This window comes from Acidovorax sp. (assembly GCF_046291265.1).
GTDB lineage: Bacteria > Pseudomonadota > Gammaproteobacteria > Burkholderiales > Burkholderiaceae_C > Acidovorax.
In genome coordinates this window covers 69,021-84,758 of record NZ_JBKBTV010000006.1, presented here as the reverse complement: position 1 = coordinate 84,758, position 15,738 = coordinate 69,021, and the positions used below count along the sequence as shown (strand labels likewise).

The 15,738-nt window shown below is 65.0% G+C and carries 13 protein-coding genes; 8 read left to right on the top strand and 5 right to left on the bottom strand.

Annotated features, from left to right (window positions below):
- Positions 1 to 60: 60 nt before the first annotated feature.
- From ACK41V_RS04150 to ACK41V_RS04135, 4 genes are all read left to right on the top strand, one after another.
- Positions 61 to 951: a CoA transferase gene (locus ACK41V_RS04150; protein WP_409778219.1), complete on the top strand. Its 891-nt coding sequence runs from the start codon at positions 61 to 63 to the stop codon at positions 949 to 951.
- A gap of 19 nt (positions 952 to 970) precedes the next feature.
- Entirely contained in the window at positions 971 to 1,663 is a 693-nt protein-coding gene (locus tag ACK41V_RS04145; RefSeq protein ID WP_409778216.1) for a DUF1294 domain-containing protein, read from the top strand.
- 197 nt (positions 1,664 to 1,860) lie between these two features.
- On the top strand, positions 1,861 to 2,322 hold the full coding sequence (locus tag ACK41V_RS04140) for a hypothetical protein (protein WP_409778213.1): 462 nt from the start codon (positions 1,861 to 1,863) through the stop codon (positions 2,320 to 2,322).
- Between the two features lie 344 nt (positions 2,323 to 2,666).
- Positions 2,667 to 5,099 (top strand): EAL domain-containing protein, encoded by a 2,433-nt coding sequence (locus ACK41V_RS04135; RefSeq protein ID WP_409778210.1) that lies wholly within the window; start codon positions 2,667 to 2,669, stop codon positions 5,097 to 5,099.
- Positions 5,100 to 5,235: 136 nt separating this feature from the next.
- Here ACK41V_RS04135 and ACK41V_RS04130 read toward each other — a convergent pair whose 3' ends face one another.
- The gene (locus ACK41V_RS04130) at positions 5,236 to 7,659 is read right to left on the bottom strand and encodes a YgiQ family radical SAM protein (protein ID WP_409778207.1); all 2,424 of its coding nucleotides are present in this window, start codon (positions 7,657 to 7,659) and stop codon (positions 5,236 to 5,238) included.
- 191 nt (positions 7,660 to 7,850) lie between these two features.
- Here ACK41V_RS04130 and ACK41V_RS04125 point away from each other — a divergent pair, with 191 nt between their 5' ends.
- Positions 7,851 to 8,801: a GNAT family N-acetyltransferase gene (locus tag ACK41V_RS04125; RefSeq protein ID WP_409778204.1), complete on the top strand. Its 951-nt coding sequence runs from the start codon at positions 7,851 to 7,853 to the stop codon at positions 8,799 to 8,801.
- Between the two features lie 261 nt (positions 8,802 to 9,062).
- Here the strand turns inward: ACK41V_RS04125 and ACK41V_RS04120 are convergent, their stop codons facing one another.
- Positions 9,063 to 9,251: a hypothetical protein gene (locus ACK41V_RS04120; RefSeq protein ID WP_409778201.1), complete on the bottom strand. Its 189-nt coding sequence runs from the start codon at positions 9,249 to 9,251 to the stop codon at positions 9,063 to 9,065.
- A gap of 215 nt (positions 9,252 to 9,466) precedes the next feature.
- Between ACK41V_RS04120 and ACK41V_RS04115 the strand changes: the two genes are divergently transcribed.
- The 3 genes from ACK41V_RS04115 to ACK41V_RS04105 all read left to right on the top strand — a co-directional run bounded on the left by ACK41V_RS04115 (position 9,467) and on the right by ACK41V_RS04105 (position 11,911).
- Entirely contained in the window at positions 9,467 to 10,069 is a 603-nt protein-coding gene (locus tag ACK41V_RS04115) for an IMPACT family protein (protein ID WP_409778198.1), read from the top strand.
- Positions 10,070 to 10,188: 119 nt separating this feature from the next.
- The gene (locus tag ACK41V_RS04110) at positions 10,189 to 11,604 is read left to right on the top strand and encodes a dihydrolipoyl dehydrogenase (RefSeq protein ID WP_409778195.1); all 1,416 of its coding nucleotides are present in this window, start codon (positions 10,189 to 10,191) and stop codon (positions 11,602 to 11,604) included.
- 91 nt (positions 11,605 to 11,695) lie between these two features.
- Complete coding sequence (locus ACK41V_RS04105) at positions 11,696 to 11,911, top strand: YjfB family protein (protein WP_409778192.1); 216 nt, start codon at positions 11,696 to 11,698, stop codon at positions 11,909 to 11,911.
- Positions 11,912 to 11,959: 48 nt separating this feature from the next.
- Here ACK41V_RS04105 and ACK41V_RS04100 read toward each other — a convergent pair whose 3' ends face one another.
- Genes ACK41V_RS04100 through ACK41V_RS04090 form a run of 3 tightly spaced genes read right to left on the bottom strand, consistent with a single transcriptional unit; the run spans position 11,960 to position 15,715 of the window.
- Complete coding sequence (locus tag ACK41V_RS04100; protein WP_409778189.1) at positions 11,960 to 13,105, bottom strand: NAD(P)/FAD-dependent oxidoreductase; 1,146 nt, start codon at positions 13,103 to 13,105, stop codon at positions 11,960 to 11,962.
- A gap of 20 nt (positions 13,106 to 13,125) precedes the next feature.
- On the bottom strand, positions 13,126 to 14,685 hold the full coding sequence (locus tag ACK41V_RS04095; protein ID WP_409778186.1) for an amidase: 1,560 nt from the start codon (positions 14,683 to 14,685) through the stop codon (positions 13,126 to 13,128).
- A gap of 43 nt (positions 14,686 to 14,728) precedes the next feature.
- A complete protein-coding gene (locus ACK41V_RS04090; protein ID WP_409778183.1) occupies positions 14,729 to 15,715 on the bottom strand; it encodes a Bug family tripartite tricarboxylate transporter substrate binding protein in 987 nt (328 codons plus the stop codon).
- Positions 15,716 to 15,738: the final 23 nt, after the last annotated feature.

The window sequence follows — 15,738 nt, the reverse complement described above, 5'->3', positions numbered from 1 at the left end:
TTGAAGTTCCAACGCTACGCCCGTTCAATCAAAACTACAGCCCAGAGACACCCCCCGCCCATGACAACCGCCCTGCCCCAGCCCCTGCGCAACGTCCGCGTCTTGAGCCTCGCGCTCAATTTGCCCGGCCCCGCCGCCCTGATGCGCTGCGCGCGCATGGGGGCCGAATGCACCAAGCTTGAACCCCCACCACCGGCCGGGTACCCCAGCGCCGATCCCATGGGCATCTACAGCCCGGCCGCCTATGCCACGCTTCACCACGGCGTGCGCGTGCTGCACGCCCACCTCAAAACGGCAGAAGGCCAGGCCACGCTGCACGAGGAACTGGCCCGCACCGATGTGCTGATCACCTCGTTTCGCCCCTCGGCGCTCACCAAGCTGGGCCTGGGCTGGGAGGCGCTGCAAGCAAATTACCCGCGCCTGTCGCTGGTGCGCATCGTGGGCGCGGCGGCCGAGCGTGCCGAAGAGCCCGGGCACGACCTCACCTACCTGGCCGACGCCGGGCTGGTGACCGGCACCGACATGCCCCCTACGCTGTACGCCGACATGGGCGGCGCGCTGATGGCGAGCGAGGCCGTGCTGCAGGCGCTGCTGGAACGCGCCCACACCGGCAGCGGCGTGTGCATCGAAGTCGCCCTGGCCGACGCCGCCGCCTGGCTGGCCCAGCCGCGCGACTGGGGCCTGACCACACCTGAGGGCGACGTGGGCGGCAATCATGCGGGCTACCGCATCTACCCCTGCGCCGACGGCCGCGTGGCGGTGGCCGCGCTGGAACCCCACTTTGCCGCCAGCCTGTGCGCCGCTGCAGGCCTGCCCGCCACGGGCGACCCAGAGGTGCTGCGCGCCCCCGCCACGCACGCGGCCGTGGCAGCATTCCTGCGCACGCAGACGCGCGCACAGCTAGATGCGCTGGCGGTGGCGCAGGACATTCCGCTGCACACCCTGGCCTGAAAACCCTTCTTTTTTACCGATGCAGAAACAAGGCATCGTCATCCGCTGGGACGCCACTCGCGCCTTCGGCTTCATCCGCAGCCCGGACTCCTCCGCCGATGTGTTCTTTCATGTGCGGGACTACCAAGGTTCTGCTGCGCCCCGCGAGGGCCTGGCGGTGGTTTACGAGGAGATCCATGTAGGCGGAAAAGGACCTCGGGCCATGGCGGTTCAGCCTGCAGCCCAGCCAGGGACCGCATCCCACGCGCGCCCATCGGCCAAATCAACCCCTCACAGGGCGCGACACGAACCATCAGCGCAGCGGGCACCCAAGCCACAAGCGAAACGCAGTCGGCGCCCTGCAGAGCCCAGCGGCCCGCCCACCCCTGCAGGCCCGGCGCTGGCACTGATGCTGGGTTGGCTAGCGCTGCTGGCCTGGGGCCTCTGGGCTGGACGGATCCCATGGTGGGTGCTGGGCGCGGCTGTGGGCGTCAACCTCCTGACCTTTCTGATCTACGCCATCGACAAAAGCGCTGCGCAAAACGGCCAATGGCGCACCAAGGAAAGCCACCTGCACCTGCTGAGCCTGGCAGGCGGCTGGCCGGGCGCGTGGTTTGCCCAGCAATGGCTGCGGCACAAATCCCGCAAGGTGGAGTTTCGCGCGGTGTATTGGGTCACCGTGGTGCTGCACTGCGCGGTGCTCGGGGCCTGGGTGGGCGGATGGCTTCCATAGCAGCGCTTTCAAGGAGATATCAATTTGATAGCTGCTAGCGCTTGATGGATAAGCGCTAGAGGCCATTTTGACTCATATTTTTTGTAGATACCTCGCGCGGCAAAGGGCTCTGACGCGCAGATTGCCCGCTGGCCTACACCACGCGCCGGGGCCTCAGGTTTCAATCGAAAAGGTCTAAAACACCTCGGGAGAAGCCCATGAAACCCCTCGTTCTTGATTCCTCCATGACCAACATGGGCGGCACTTTCTACCCCACTGGCCATGTGTTCGCGCTCTTTCCTGACGAAGACTGTGTGCGCCAGGCAGCCACCGCGCTGCAAGCTGCGGGCCACCAGGGCGACACGGCATACGCCAGCCCCGAAGTGATCCTGCAAGAGATCGTCCACACCCTGGGTACGGCAGATGCGCCACTGCCTTCCGTGGGCGCCGAAGGCGACATGGTGCGTCGCATTGCAGACTTGGCAGGCAAGGGCCACCACGGCCTGCTGATCGCCATGGCCGACAAGGACCACACCGACACCTTGGTAGACGCCATCGCCCCGGAGGGCGCAGTCACCGCCTTTTACTACCGCACCTTCATCATCGAAGACCTGATCTCACAACCTGCGGACGACGGCCCGCAGTCGGTGGTGGTGGGTACCCACGCAGCAGAAGGCTGATCCCCAACCCTCAGCCCTCCACGCGCGGAGGGCGCGTCGGCTGAGCCGGCCGAGCTGGTTGGGGCTGCACGGTCCAGCAGATCCATCCAGGGCGCACCGCCCAGTGTTTGCGCCCGGTGAACGGCGCCACGCCAAAAGCCGAGAAGTTGTCCAGCGCACACGCATCCATGCCCGCATCTGCGGGCGTGGCCGTAGTCCATTGCGCGATACTGGCTCAACACGACCAAACTTTGCATGCGTTGGTGAATTGATCGCTATATAGTCAGCCAAAAGCACCGCACTGCAGCAACCGGCGGCGATTCCCGGGCACGCGGTGCGGCTAGGCACAAGCGAGGGAGCCATCCATGGATGTTTTGCAACCGGTCGGGCGAAGCCCTGTGCCATTGACATTGCGGGTGACCTGGCCGTTCATCACGATGGTGCTGCTGCTGGCGGCCTGTGCCACGGCCAGCCTGCATGTCTTGTCTACCGTGCGCGCTTTTGTCGCAGGCGAGAGCTTGTGGACCAAAGGGCAGAAGGACGCCATCTATTTCCTCAACGAGTACGCCACCAATGGTTCACCCCAAGCCTTTGAGGGGTTCACCCGTGCCATGGAAATCCCGTTGGGCGACCGGGCAGCCCGGCTGGCCCTGGAGGCAGACCAAGTGCAGACCGAGGTGGCGCGCGAAGGCTTTCTGCGCGGCGGCAACCACCCCGATGACATTGACGGCCTGATCTGGCTGCTTCGCTACTTCCACCACTTCGATCTGGTGAAAAAGCCCGTGGACCAATGGCTGGTGGGCGACGAATACATCCTTGCGCTGCGCGAGCTTTCGCACGAAATCCACCAGCGGACCAGTGCAGGCACCGCGGACGCCTCCACGCGCGAGCGATGGCAGAACACCATCCGGCAGATCAATGCAGGCGTTACCCCGGCGGCCCGCAGCTTCAGCGAGGCACTGGGCGAAAGCTCGCGCCACATCGTGCTGCTGCTGATGTGGGCCAATGTGGGCATGGCGCTGGCGCTGATCCTGCTGACGCTGTGGCACACCCGCACGCTGCTGGCCCAACGCCAGAGCGTCGAACTGGCCCTGGAGGTCGAGCGAGAGCGCGCGCGCACCACACTGGCCGCCATTGGCGACGCCGTGGTGACGACCGACAACCATGGCGAGGTCACCTACATGAACCCCGCTGCCGAGGCCCTGCTGGCCCGCCCCGCCGCGCAGGCGGCCGGTCAACCACTGGCGCAGCTGCTGGTCTTTGAGGGCGAGGCGCCGCCCCTGTCCGCCGACACCCTGGTTCAGGCCCTCTTGCACGGCAACGGCGCCGCAAAGGGCAACATCCACCGCACCCTGGTGCGCCCAGACCAGACCATTGTCCCGGTCAGGCTGGTGGGTGCACCCATCCGGCACCGGGGCGTGCAGACCGGGGCGGTGCTGGCACTGCATGACGTCACGCGCGAGCAGCACTATGTGGAGCAGCTCTCGTGGCAGGCCAGCCACGACGCGCTGACGGGCCTGGTGAACCGGCGCGAGTTCGAGCACCGGCTCGAAGCCCTGATCAGCCAACCACGCCAGCTCGGCCGCGAGGGCTCTTTGCTCTACGTGGACATGGACCAGTTCAAGCTCATCAACGACACCTGCGGCCACCAGGCCGGTGACGAGATGCTGCGCGAGGTCTGCCGCATGCTGCAAAGCCATCTGCGCGAGGGAGACACGCTGGCGCGGCTGGGCGGGGACGAGTTCGGCATCCTGCTCAAGGACTGCCCTGCAGGGCCCTCGGCCCGCATCGCAGAGCAATTGCGCCAGGCTGGGCAGGAACTGCGTCTGGAATGGGAGGGCCGACAGCTCACTACAGGCCTCAGCATCGGCATGGTGCAGCTCATTCCCGCACTCACTTCCATCCAGGAAGCCATGCGCGTGGCCGACATGGCCTGCTACCGCGCCAAGGAAGGTGGGCGCAACCGGGTGTTCATCTACCAGCCCGAAGACATCGAGATGACCCGGCGCGAAGGCGATATGGACTGGGTGCGGCGCCTGCGCCTGGCGCTGGAGCACAACCGCTTTCAGCTGCATGCGCAGGCCATTCGCGCGCTGCAAGGCACCGACGAAGAAGGCCTGCACATGGAGGTGTTGCTGCGCCTGCGGGAGGAGGAAGGGGGCCAGCTCGTGGCGCCAGGCAGCTTCATTCCGGCCGCCGAGCACTACGGGATGATGCCGTCCATCGACCGATGGGTGATCCGCCACACGCTGCAGGCGCTGGCGCAGCACCAGCGCACCCCTGGCGCCCTGCCGCTGCACACCTGCGCCATCAACCTGTCGGGCACCAGCCTGGGCGACGACAGCCTGCTCAAGTTCATCCGCAGCGCGCTCACCGAATCCGGGTTGGACCCTGCGCTGCTGTGCTTTGAGATCACGGAAACCAGCGCCATCTCCCACCTGCCCAACGCGGTGCGGCTGATGAAAGAGCTGCAGCAACTGGGCTGTCGCTTCGCGCTCGACGACTTCGGCGCGGGCATGTCGTCCTTCACCTACCTCAAGCACCTGCCAGTGAACTACCTCAAGATCGATGGCGCCTTCGTCAAGGACATCTTGCTAGACCCCACCAACCATGCCATGGTGGAAATGATCCACCGCATTGGCCATGTGATGGGCAAGCAGACAATTGCCGAGTTTGCCGAGTCCGAAGCCATCGTGGACGCGTTGCGGATCATCGGTGTGAATTACGCCCAAGGCTATGCGGTGGCAAAGCCCGTGCCACTCTCGGAATGCCTGGCCGGGGGCTACACGACCGCCTGACCACCGCCCGGGCTTGGCGCACGCCTGAGTCCGGCCACCCCGCCAATGCCGTTGGCGCGGCATCCCAGCCCGCCGTTTCAGCCTGCAGATGCAATGGGCAAATGGACGCCCTGCCCGCCGCCACGCAGGCAGCGGACTATCGCGCTTTCTTGAACGGTTTGCCGCCAGTCGCCGGCTTGGCCGCGCCCCCGGTCACGCGCGGTGGCAGGCCCGTGTGTTGTGTCAGGATGCGGCCCTTGGTGGGCTGCTGCACCGTGCGCGACGCAGGCGCCACGGCGGACTTGGCCCCGGTCGGGGTCGAATTCTTGCGCCGCGCGCTCTGGTAGCCGCCATCGGTCAATGGCTGAAATGTCGGTATCAGGTGGTGCTTGCCGTTGCCGATCAGGTCCGCCCGGCCCATGGCCTTGAGCGCGTCGCGCAGCAGCGGCCAGTTGTTGGGGTCGTGGTAACGCAGAAAGGCCTTGTGCAATCGGCGGCGTTTGTCGCCGCGCACGATGTCCACTGCCTCGCTGTCGCGCGTGATCTTGCGCAGCGGGTTCTTGTTGCTGTGGTACATGGCGGTGGCCGTGGCCATGGGGCTCGGGTAGAAGGTCTGTACCTGGTCGGCGCGGAAACCGTTCTTCTTGAGCCAGATGGCGAGGTTCATCATGTCCTCGTCGCTGGTGCCTGGGTGTGCAGCGATGAAGTACGGGATCAGGAATTGCTTCTTGCCCGCTTCTTCGCTGAACTTTTCGAACATCTGCTTGAACTTGTCATAGCTGCCGATGCCCGGCTTCATCATCTTGGTCAGCGGCCCCTGCTCGGTGTGCTCGGGCGCGATCTTCAGATACCCGCCCACGTGGTGCTGCACCAGCTCTTTCACGTATTCGGGGCTCTTCACGGCCAGGTCGTAGCGCAGGCCCGATCCGATCAGGATCTTCTTGATGCCCTTCAAAGCGCGGCCACGGCGGTAGATCTTGATCAGCGGATCGTGGTTGGTGCCTAGGTTGGAGCAGATGCCGGGGTACACGCAGCTCGGTTTGCGGCAGGCGGCCTCGATCTCGGGGCTCTTGCAGCCCAGGCGGTACATGTTGGCGGTGGGGCCACCCAGGTCGCTGATGGTGCCGGTGAAGCCTTTGACCTTGTCGCGGATGTCTTCGATCTCCTGAATGATCGAGTCCTCGGAGCGGCTCTGGATGATGCGGCCCTCGTGCTCGGTGATCGAGCAGAAGGTGCAGCCACCAAAGCAGCCGCGCATGATGTTCACGCTGAAGCGGATCATCTCCCATGCGGGGATCTTGGTGCTGTGGTCGTGGCTGCCGTTCTCGTCGGCGTAGCTCGGGTGGGGGCCGCGGGCGTAGTGCAGGTCGAACACATAGTCCATCTCGGCCGTGGTCAGCGGGATGGGCGGCGGGTTGATCCACACATCACGCGCCGTCACACCTTCGCCATGCGCCTGCACCAGCGCACGGGCGTTGCCGGGGTTGGTTTCCAGGTGCAGCACGCGGTTGGCGTGGGCGTAGAGCACCGAGTCGGCACGCACCTGCTCGTAGCTGGGCAGGCGGATCACGCTCTTGTCGCGCGGCGGCACTTTGAGCTTGGCCTTGAGCGCCGGATTGGCCACAAACAGCATGGGCTGGATGGCGGGGTTCGGCTCGGCAGATTTTGGGTCTTTTTGGCCTCCAGCGCTTATTCCACCTGCGCTAGCAGCTACGGAATCAGGAGCAACGCTCCCAGTGCCATCTTCCTTGCTACAGGTGCTGCCTTGGGCGGCAGCCTGCTCGCTGGTCGTCATGTAGGGGTTGACGTGCGCCTCGACACGGCCGGGCTCGTCCACGCTGGTGGAGTCGATCTCGAACCATCCCTTGCCGCTTTCGTCATCAGGACGGCGCACAAAGGCCGTGCCGCGCACGTCGGTGATCTGCTCGACGGGTTCGCGCGCCGCGATGCGGTGAGCTACCTCGACCAAGGCGCGCTCGGCGTTGCCGTACAGCAGCAGATCGCACTTGGCGTCCACCACGATCGAGCGGCGCACCTTGTCGCTCCAGTAGTCGTAGTGGGCAATGCGGCGCAGGCTGCCTTCGATGCCGCCCAGGATGATGGGCACATCCTTGAACGCTTCGCGGCAGCGCTGGCTGTAGACGATGGCCGCGCGGTCAGGGCGCTTGCCGCCAATGTCGCCGGGGGTGTAGGCGTCGTCGCTGCGGATCTTCCGGTCGGCGGTGTACCGGTTGATCATCGAATCCATGTTGCCCGCCGTCACACCCCAGAACAGGTTGGGTTTGCCGAGCGCCTTGAAGGGCTCGGCGCTTTGCCAGTCGGGCTGGGCAATGATGCCCACGCGAAAGCCTTGGGCTTCGAGCGTGCGGCCGATCACGGCCATGCCGAAGCTGGGGTGATCTACATACGCATCACCCGTCACCAGGATGATGTCGCAGCTGTCCCAGCCCAGTTTCTCCATCTCGGCGCGGCTCATCGGCAAAAACGGGGCCGTGCCAAAGCGCTTGGCCCAGTACGGGCGGTAGCTGGTCAATGGCTTTGCGGCGCGCGCAAAAAAGGAGACGTCAACGGGGGCGTTCATGCAGAGGAGTTTCGCGGCCGGACCTTGTGCGTCAAGGGCCTCGTGGGGCGCGGCTGTGGTGGTTAACCCGCGATTTTACGGCCGTAGGGTCATTTTGTCGCTGTTCGGCGCTTGCCCCTGACTTTGCCAGGGCATGACCTGCAACAGACATATAATTGCTTTTGTCAATTAATTAGATGACAAAGGCAATCATGAACATCCCCACAGCATCCGCAACCGTGCCCGCCAGTGCCGTCAAAGCCGTGCGGCGCTTCAACCGCTTCATGACCCGCAAGGTGGGTGTGCTGGACCCGTACCTGGGCAGCAACCTATCGCTGACGGACGTGCGCGTGCTGTACGAACTGGCCCACCGCGAGGCCCCTGTGGCCAGCGAACTGGCCCGGGACCTGGGCCTGGACGGGGGGTATCTGAGCCGTGTGCTTCGCCGGTTTGAAACTTCGGGCTGGATGGAGCGCAGCGCCAGTCCCCAAGACGCGCGGCAGAACGTGCTGACCTTGACGCCCGCCGGGCGCGAGGCGTTTGAACCCCTGCAACAACGCTCGCGTGATGAGGCAGCCGCCCTGCTGGCCCCCCTGCCCCCCGCCCGTCAGCAGGAGCTGGTGGCCGCCATGGAACGCATTGAGGCCTTGCTGGAGCCTGCCAGCGCCACGCCCACCGCAACCCGCATGGCCGTGCTGCGCGACCCGGTTCCCGGCGATATCGGCTGGGTGGTGCAGCAGCACGGCGAGATTTACTGGCGCGAATACGGCTGGGACAGCAGCTTTGAAGCCCTGGTGGCGGACATTGCCGCGCAGTTCGTGCGCAAGTTTCAGCCCGCGTGGGAGCGCTGCTGGGTGGCCGAACTGGACGGTGAACGCGTAGGCGCCGTGTTTGTGGTGCGCAAATCGGCCACCACGGCCCAGTTGCGCATGCTGATCCTGTCGCCCAAGGCGCGCGGCCTGGGCCTGGGCGCGCGGCTGACGGACGAGTGCATCGCGTTTGCGCGTGCCAAGGGCTACAAAAAAATGGTGTTATGGACCAACAGCTGCCTGACGGCGGCGCGGGGTATTTATGCCAAACGGGGGTTCAAGCTGGCCAAGTCCGAACCCTATGAGGGTTTTGGCCAGCAGTTGGTGGGGGAAACGTGGGAGTTGAGGCTGTAGTCCCCAGGGCCTGCGCAGCAAAATCGCTCGCAGTGCAGATGCGCTGGCACTGGACACCGCCGAGCTCGCTGCAGCACACACTGCAAAGTGCGAGTGGTGGGGATACCGGGTGGTGGGTGAATGTGACCGGCGGCCACTGGCCAACAGCACCCGCATGCAGATGTCACGTAGCCATTGTGGATGGCCCATAAAAAATGGCCCCGCAGGACCATTTTTTGTATGGAGGCGCGACGCCTCACCGTTGCATGGTGATCCACACGACTACCACTCCCCCACTTCCCGCACACGCTGAGCCAAGTCAAACGGTTCTTCTTCTACCGCCGCTGCATCCACCACCGGTGCCGCAGTTGCCAAGGTCGCCACGACCGGTGCCCGTTGCGGCAAAAATCGGCCAAACACATGGCTGGCAAGCGTTTCGTGCAAGGGAGCGGAGAACGGGGTGGCAAACATGGCAGTTCCTTTTCTGATGGCCTGAGTGCTTTTAAATGAGTAGCAACAGCGTAGGCCACAGCAACAAGCGTCCAGTGTAGGAACGGATGTCTTTTGCAGGTGTGACAGAACGCACAAACAACATCGTTTTGTCATCAAGGGCGTGCTCGTACCGATAAACGGTAGGAGGAGCGTCGTAAATCTGCCTCGCGCCGCCCCCGTAAACTCCTCCCCCCATGCCCCACACCCTGGCTGCGCCCGCGCACAGCGAAATCATCATCAAGAAAAGCCGCTTCATCGGCTGTGTGCAACCCATCGCCGACCGGGCCAGCGCGCAGGCGACCGTCGATGCGCTGTGGAAGCAGCACCCAAGCGCTGCCCACATATGCTGGGCCTTGTTGGCAGGGGGCCAATCGGCAGCCGTGGACGATGGCGAACCGGGTGGCACTGCGGGGCGCCCCATGCTGGACGTGCTGCGCCACCAGGACCTGGAGGGTGTTCTGGCCACGGTGGTGCGCTACTTTGGCGGCGTCAAACTGGGCGCTGGTGGCTTGGTGCGCGCCTACACCGACACCATTGCCCAGGCTCTTCTGACCGCGCCCAAAGTGACGCTGCAGCGCATGAAAACGCTGCAGTGCCATGTGCCCTACGCGCTGGAAGGCCTGCTGCGCCGCGAGATCGAAGCAGCCAACGCAGAACTGGTGGACGTGCAACACGGCACGCTGGTGGTCGTGCAACTGCGCCTGCCCGAGACGCTGGCAACCGCCTTTGTTCAACACATCAACGACAGCGGCCAGGGGCGCGTGGGCTGGACTGACCCGGAAAATCATCGGGAATGAAGGCTGATCACCACCCTGCCCCGCATTCCTACAAATGCCTGTGCGCCTACAAGCGCTTTGCGGCTTGGCCCGCACACTGGCGGCTCACCTGATATGGGTGGGATACGAGGAGACGCCCCATGAGCCAACCGCTCGACACCATCATCATCGGCGCTGGCACCGCAGGGCTGGCAGCTTTGCGCGAGGTTCGCAAGCGCACGGACCGATACCTCATCGTGAACGATGGCCCCTGGGGCACCACTTGCGCACGGGTGGGCTGCATGCCCTCCAAAACACTGATCGAGGCGGCCAATGCATTTCATCGCCGCCACGCGTTCGAAGAATTCGGCCTGCGCGGCGCTGACCAGTTGACGGTAGACATTCCCGCCGTGTTGCAGCGCGTGCGCGCCCTGCGTAACGACTTTGTGGCGGGCGCCATCAAGGCCACGGACGACCTCGGCAGCGCACGCATGGCAGGCCGCGCCACCTTGCTGGGCCCCCGCACCGTCGACATTGACGGTACCCCCTACACCACCAAAAGCATCATCATCGCAACCGGCTCACGCCCCAGCGTGCCAGAGGAGTGGCTGGCGTTTGGCGATCGCATGCTGACCACCGACACGCTGTTTGAGCAACCCACCCTAGGGCCCCGCATCGCCGTCATCGGCATGGGCCCCATTGGCGTGGAGCTGTCGCAAGCGCTGGCGCGCCTGGGTCTGCAGGTGGCGGCGTTCACCACGGGCGACACCCTGGCGGGCCTGAGTGACCCTACCCTCAATGCCGAACTGACCGCACTGCTCAAAAAAGAAATGGTGCTGCACACCGGCGCCCCCGCCGAGTTGCGCGAGGTTGCGGGAGGCATTGAGGTATCGAGCGGCGGCAACCGCGTGGTGGTGGACCAGGTGGTCGCTGCCATGGGCCGCGTGCCCAATATCCAGTACCTGGGCCTGGAAACGCTGGGAGTGCCTCTGGACAAGCGCGGCATGCCCACGGTCGACCCACAAACCCAGCAAATTGGCGATTTGCCCGTGTTTCTGGCCGGGGACGCCAACACCCACACCCCCTTACTGCACGAAGCGGCCGACGAAGGCCACATTGCGGGCATGAACGCATTGGCGGACACACCCACCCGCTTCAAGCGCCGCACGCCGCTGGGCATTGTTTTTTGCGACCCCAACATCGCCACCGTGGGTCAGCGCCTGGCCGACATGGATCGCAATCAAACGGTGACCGGCTCCGTCAGCTACGGCAACCAGGGCCGCGCACGCACCGCCCAGCGCAACCACGGGCGCTTGTATATATATGCGGACAAAACCACCGGCCGTCTGCAAGGAGCAGAAATGTGCGCACCGGATGCCGAGCACATGGCCCATCTGCTGGCGCTGGCCGTTCACCAGAAACTGACGGTGCATGAGCTACTGGGCATGCCGTTCTATCACCCTACGCTAGAGGAAGGCCTGCGCACGGCCCTACGGGACGCTGCGCGGCAACTGCCAGAGGTGCGCGAGTCCGATCTGGCGGCGTGCAACGCCATCGGTGTCTCGGCGCTGGAGTGAGGTCAGGATCAAGAGCCCTTGCCGAAGATGTAACAACCCTCAACCCCACCGACAAACTGCCGATAAACCACCATCGCCTCAAGGAATCGCCATGGACGTCGCACTCTCCAACAGCATCGTCAGCACTGCCACCGCGCTGGCCAGCGCCAAAACGTCTGACGCCTTGAACATGGTGGTTTTGAAGAAAGCGATCGACATCCAGGCCTCGTCGGCCGCCACCCTGCTCAACGCCATGCAGCAATCCATGCCCCAGCCCGCGCTGGCGACCAGTGGCACGCTGGGCACCCAGGTCAACACCTTCGCTTGAAGGTATTCAGGCCATAGCGGTCAGGCAAGGCTCTTCAGCCTTATCCCACTACCGCATGCGCGCAGGCGACAGTCCCGCCACATCTACCTTCTCGCGCACCAAATCATCGGACAGCGGTTCACCCCGCAATAGCTGCCGCGCCAGCAACGAGGCGCCCGCAGCACTCTGAATCCCATACCCGCCCTGCCCGGCCAGCCAGAAGAAGCCGGGTACATGGTTGTCCCAGCCAATCACCATGTCGCCGTCGGGCACAAACGAGCGCAGGCCCGCCCAGGTGTGCGACGGGCGGCGGATCTGGAAGGTGGTCATTTCCTCAATGTGATAAATCCCGGTGGCCACGTCCAGCTCTTCGGGCACTACATCGTGCGGGTGCGTCGGGTCCGCATTGGCGGGCGAGCCCAGCAGTTGGCCCGCGTCGGGCTTGAAATAGAAGGTTTCGTCGATGCTGATCACTGCAGGCCAGTGGGTCGCGTCCATGCCCTCGGGCACCGCAAAGGTAAAGGCAGTGCGGCGGCGCGGCTCCAGGCCGATGGGCGGCACGCCTGCCAGGCCCGCTACCACGTCGGCCCAGGCACCGGCGGCGTTGACGATGGTTTTGGCTTGCAGCACCCGGCCATCGGCCAGGGTCACCTGCCAGCCGTCGCCATTGCGCTCCAAGGCCGTGACCTCCGCATTCGTCAGCACCTGGCCGCCACGCTGGCGCAGGCCGCGCAGGTAGCCCTGATGCAGCACATGCACGTCGATGTCGGACGCCTCAGGCTCGCTCATGCCGGCGGCCACGGCCTCGGGCTTCAGGCAGGGCAGCTGGGCCAGCAATGCGCCCTGCTCCACCCATTCCACGTTGGGCGAGATCGCATGGGCTTCTGCGTAGGCCTGTTTCAGCATGTCGAGCTGATCCGGCCCGGCCACATAGACCACGCCACGGGGCGAGAGGATGGGGTCGGCCCCAAACTCCGGCGGCGGTGCGTCATAAAACGCGCGGCTCGCCCGCGTCAGCGCCTGGATGTTGGGTGTACCGTAGGTGGCCATGTACAGCGCTGCCGAGCGGCCGGTGGTGTGGTAGCCGGGCTGCGATTCGCGCTCCAGCAGCAGCACGCTGGCGCCCTCACTCCCGACTCTCTCCTGCACAAGCTGCCAGGCCACCGAGGCACCTGCAATGCCCGCGCCAATGACGATGGTGTCCACTGATTGCATGGTTTGTCTCCTGGCTCTATTTAGACCGCTGACACTTGCGCCGCCGATGCCGCGCGGTCTTCACGCGGCAGGCTCCGGGCATCACGCAGATCGGGCGCGCCGGTCACGATGGAGGTCAGCGCGGGCTCGGCATTTGTTTGCATCAGCTTGGCGATGTCAGGCCGTGGGCGGGCCAGCCCGGCGATGCCCTTGAACGCCTGCTCCAGCGCATGGCCCACGCCCAGCATGTGGCGGTCGGCCCGAAAGCGCCCGACGATCTGCAGGCCAAAGGGCATTCCTGCATCGTCCAACCCACAGGGCAGACTGAGCGCTGGGTGAGTGGTGAGCGTGCTCACATAGGTCAGCGCCAGCCAGCGGTAGTAGTTGGCCTGCGGCTCGCCGTTGATGTGGCTGGCGAACAGCTGCGTCCATGCAAAAGGCGACACCGGCGTGGTGGGCGCCAGGATCACGTCGTAGTTCTCGTACAGCTTCTGGAACCGCGCCAGGATGCGCGTTTGTTCGGCCTGCGCCCAGGCGCTGTCCAGCAGTGTCATGGCAGCACCCATCTCGTAGTTGGCGCGGGTGTTGGGGCCCAGGCTGGCGGGGTCGCGCTCATAGGCCTCGCGCGTGCTGGCCACAAAGGCTTCGGCGCGCAGCACGTCAAAGCAGCGGTGCACGTCGCCCAGGTCCACGTCAATGGCGTCGCAGTTGGCGAACAGGTGCTTCATGGCCTGCACCTTCTGGCGGAACACGGCGCGGATGCCGTTGTCCACCGCGCAGGCGCCGAAGTCCTCGGTGTATGCCACGCGCAGGCGGCTCAGGTCCACCGTTTCGGGCAACAAGAAGCTCATCGGGTCCAGCGGGTAGCTCAGCGGGTCGCCCGCCGACATGCCTGCCGTGGCAGCCAGTTGCAGGCAGGCTTCTTCCACTGTGCGGCCCATGGGGCCCACCACCGAAATAGGAGTCCAGCCCAGCAGCTTGCGCGAGCTGGGCACCACACCGGGCGATGGCCGAAAGCCCACCACGCCGCAAATGGACGCCGGTATGCGCAACGAACCGCCCGTGTCCGACCCCGTGCACACCGGCAGCATGTCGCACGCCAGCGCAGCGGCCGAGCCGCCCGACGAGCCCCCGGCGTTCAGGTTGGGGTTGAACGGGTTGCCCGTGGCACCCCACACCGTGTTGCGCGAATTGGCGCCCGCACCCATCTCGGGGATGTTGGTCTTGCCCGCCATGATGGCGCCCGCCGCACGCAGGCGCGCCACCAGCACGTTGTCCTCGGCCGGAATGTGGCTGCGGTAGATCTCCGAGCCGTAGGTGGTCAGCAGCCCGGCAGTGGCTTCGAGGTCCTTCACGCCCATCGGCAGGCCGTGCAGCAAGCCCAGCGGCTCGCCGCGCAATACCGCCTGCTCAGCCGCCTGAGCCTCAGAGCGTGCGCGGTCGTAGCAGGTGGCGGTGATGGCGTTCACATGCGGGTTGACGGCCTCGATGCGTTCAATACACGCATCCAGCAGTTCCACCGGAGAAATTTCGCGCGTACCGATGCGGTGGCGCAGTTCGTTGGCGGTCAGCTCGACCAGGGTGCTAGGTGAAGTCGTCATGTTGAATTTATCTCCTTTTTTTTGTTGACCTTGCGAGGACCGATCAGTCTGCCGTGATGGCCGCCCGCTGGGCAACGGCACGCATCAGAGGCAGCTCTTTGTCTATCAAATCGCTCACGGCCTTGGCAGAAGCATAGGTGGGTTCAAACCCCACGGCGATCAGTTTGTCGCGGGTTTCAGGGTCTGCCACCACCTGCGCCAGCGTCAACTCCAGCCGTGCCTTGACGGCGGGCGGCAAGCCGCGTGGCGCCATCATGGCCAGCCAGGTGTCCATCTCCACGCCGGGGTAGCCGCTTTCGGCCAGCGTGGGCACCTTGGGTAACAGGGCCGAGCGCTTGCCCGCTGTCACGGCAATGGCCTTGATCTTGCCGTCCTTGAGCTGTGGCAGCGCGGCCGACACGGTGTCGACCGTGAACGGGATCTGCCCACCCATCAAATCCACCATGGCGGGCGAACTGCCTTTGTAGGGCACGTGCTGGATCTTGAGGCCCGCCGCGTGGAAGAACAATTCCCCCGCAAACTGCGACGTGGTGCCCGCGCCATACGAGCCGTACGAATACTTGTCGGGCGCGGCCTTCACCATGGCCACAAACTGCTTCACGTCGCTGACCGGCACATCCTTGTTGGCCAGCAGGATCAGGCTGGTTCGCCCTGCGATGCCGATGGGCTCAAAACTCTTGACCGGGTCGTACGGAAGTTTGGCGCGCACGGCGGGGTTCACGGTGAAGGTGGTGCCCGAACTCATCAGCAGCGTGTAGCCGTCCGGCGCCGCCTTGGCTACATATGCCGCGCCGATAGTGGTGCCCGCCCCCGCGCGGTTGTCGATCACCACGCTCTGGCCCAGCTTGTCACCCAGTTTCTTGCCGATGAGGCGGCCCAGCACATCCGTGGCGCCACCAGGCGGGAACGGAATCACCAGCGTGATGGGCTTGGTGGGGAAAGCCGCCTCTTGCGCCATGGCAGGGGCCCACGCAGCGGCCCCCAGAGCACATATTACGGCGGACGACAAAAGCAGTTGCTTGCGGTTCATGGGGTTCTCTCCAAAGGTCACAA

Bases quoted from the DNA above. Each gene is read 5' to 3' on its own strand.
- ACK41V_RS04150 (WP_409778219.1), top strand. From the start codon at position 61: ATGACAACCGCCCTGCCCCAGCCCCTGCGCAACGTCCGCGTCTTGAGC.
- ACK41V_RS04115 (WP_409778198.1), top strand. From the start codon at position 9,467: ATGCCCCACACCCTGGCTGCGCCCGCGCACAGCGAAATCATCATCAAG.
- ACK41V_RS04090 (WP_409778183.1), bottom strand. From the start codon at position 15,715: ATGAACCGCAAGCAACTGCTTTTGTCGTCCGCCGTAATATGTGCTCTG.
- ACK41V_RS04095 (WP_409778186.1), bottom strand. From the start codon at position 14,685: ATGACGACTTCACCTAGCACCCTGGTCGAGCTGACCGCCAACGAACTG.
- ACK41V_RS04105 (WP_409778192.1), top strand. From the start codon at position 11,696: ATGGACGTCGCACTCTCCAACAGCATCGTCAGCACTGCCACCGCGCTG.
- ACK41V_RS04120 (WP_409778201.1), bottom strand. From the start codon at position 9,251: ATGTTTGCCACCCCGTTCTCCGCTCCCTTGCACGAAACGCTTGCCAGC.
- ACK41V_RS04145 (WP_409778216.1), top strand. From the start codon at position 971: ATGCAGAAACAAGGCATCGTCATCCGCTGGGACGCCACTCGCGCCTTC.
- ACK41V_RS04140 (WP_409778213.1), top strand. From the start codon at position 1,861: ATGAAACCCCTCGTTCTTGATTCCTCCATGACCAACATGGGCGGCACT.
- ACK41V_RS04110 (WP_409778195.1), top strand. From the start codon at position 10,189: ATGAGCCAACCGCTCGACACCATCATCATCGGCGCTGGCACCGCAGGG.
- ACK41V_RS04135 (WP_409778210.1), top strand. From the start codon at position 2,667: ATGGATGTTTTGCAACCGGTCGGGCGAAGCCCTGTGCCATTGACATTG.
- ACK41V_RS04100 (WP_409778189.1), bottom strand. From the start codon at position 13,105: ATGCAATCAGTGGACACCATCGTCATTGGCGCGGGCATTGCAGGTGCC.
- ACK41V_RS04125 (WP_409778204.1), top strand. From the start codon at position 7,851: ATGAACATCCCCACAGCATCCGCAACCGTGCCCGCCAGTGCCGTCAAA.
- ACK41V_RS04130 (WP_409778207.1), bottom strand. From the start codon at position 7,659: ATGAACGCCCCCGTTGACGTCTCCTTTTTTGCGCGCGCCGCAAAGCCA.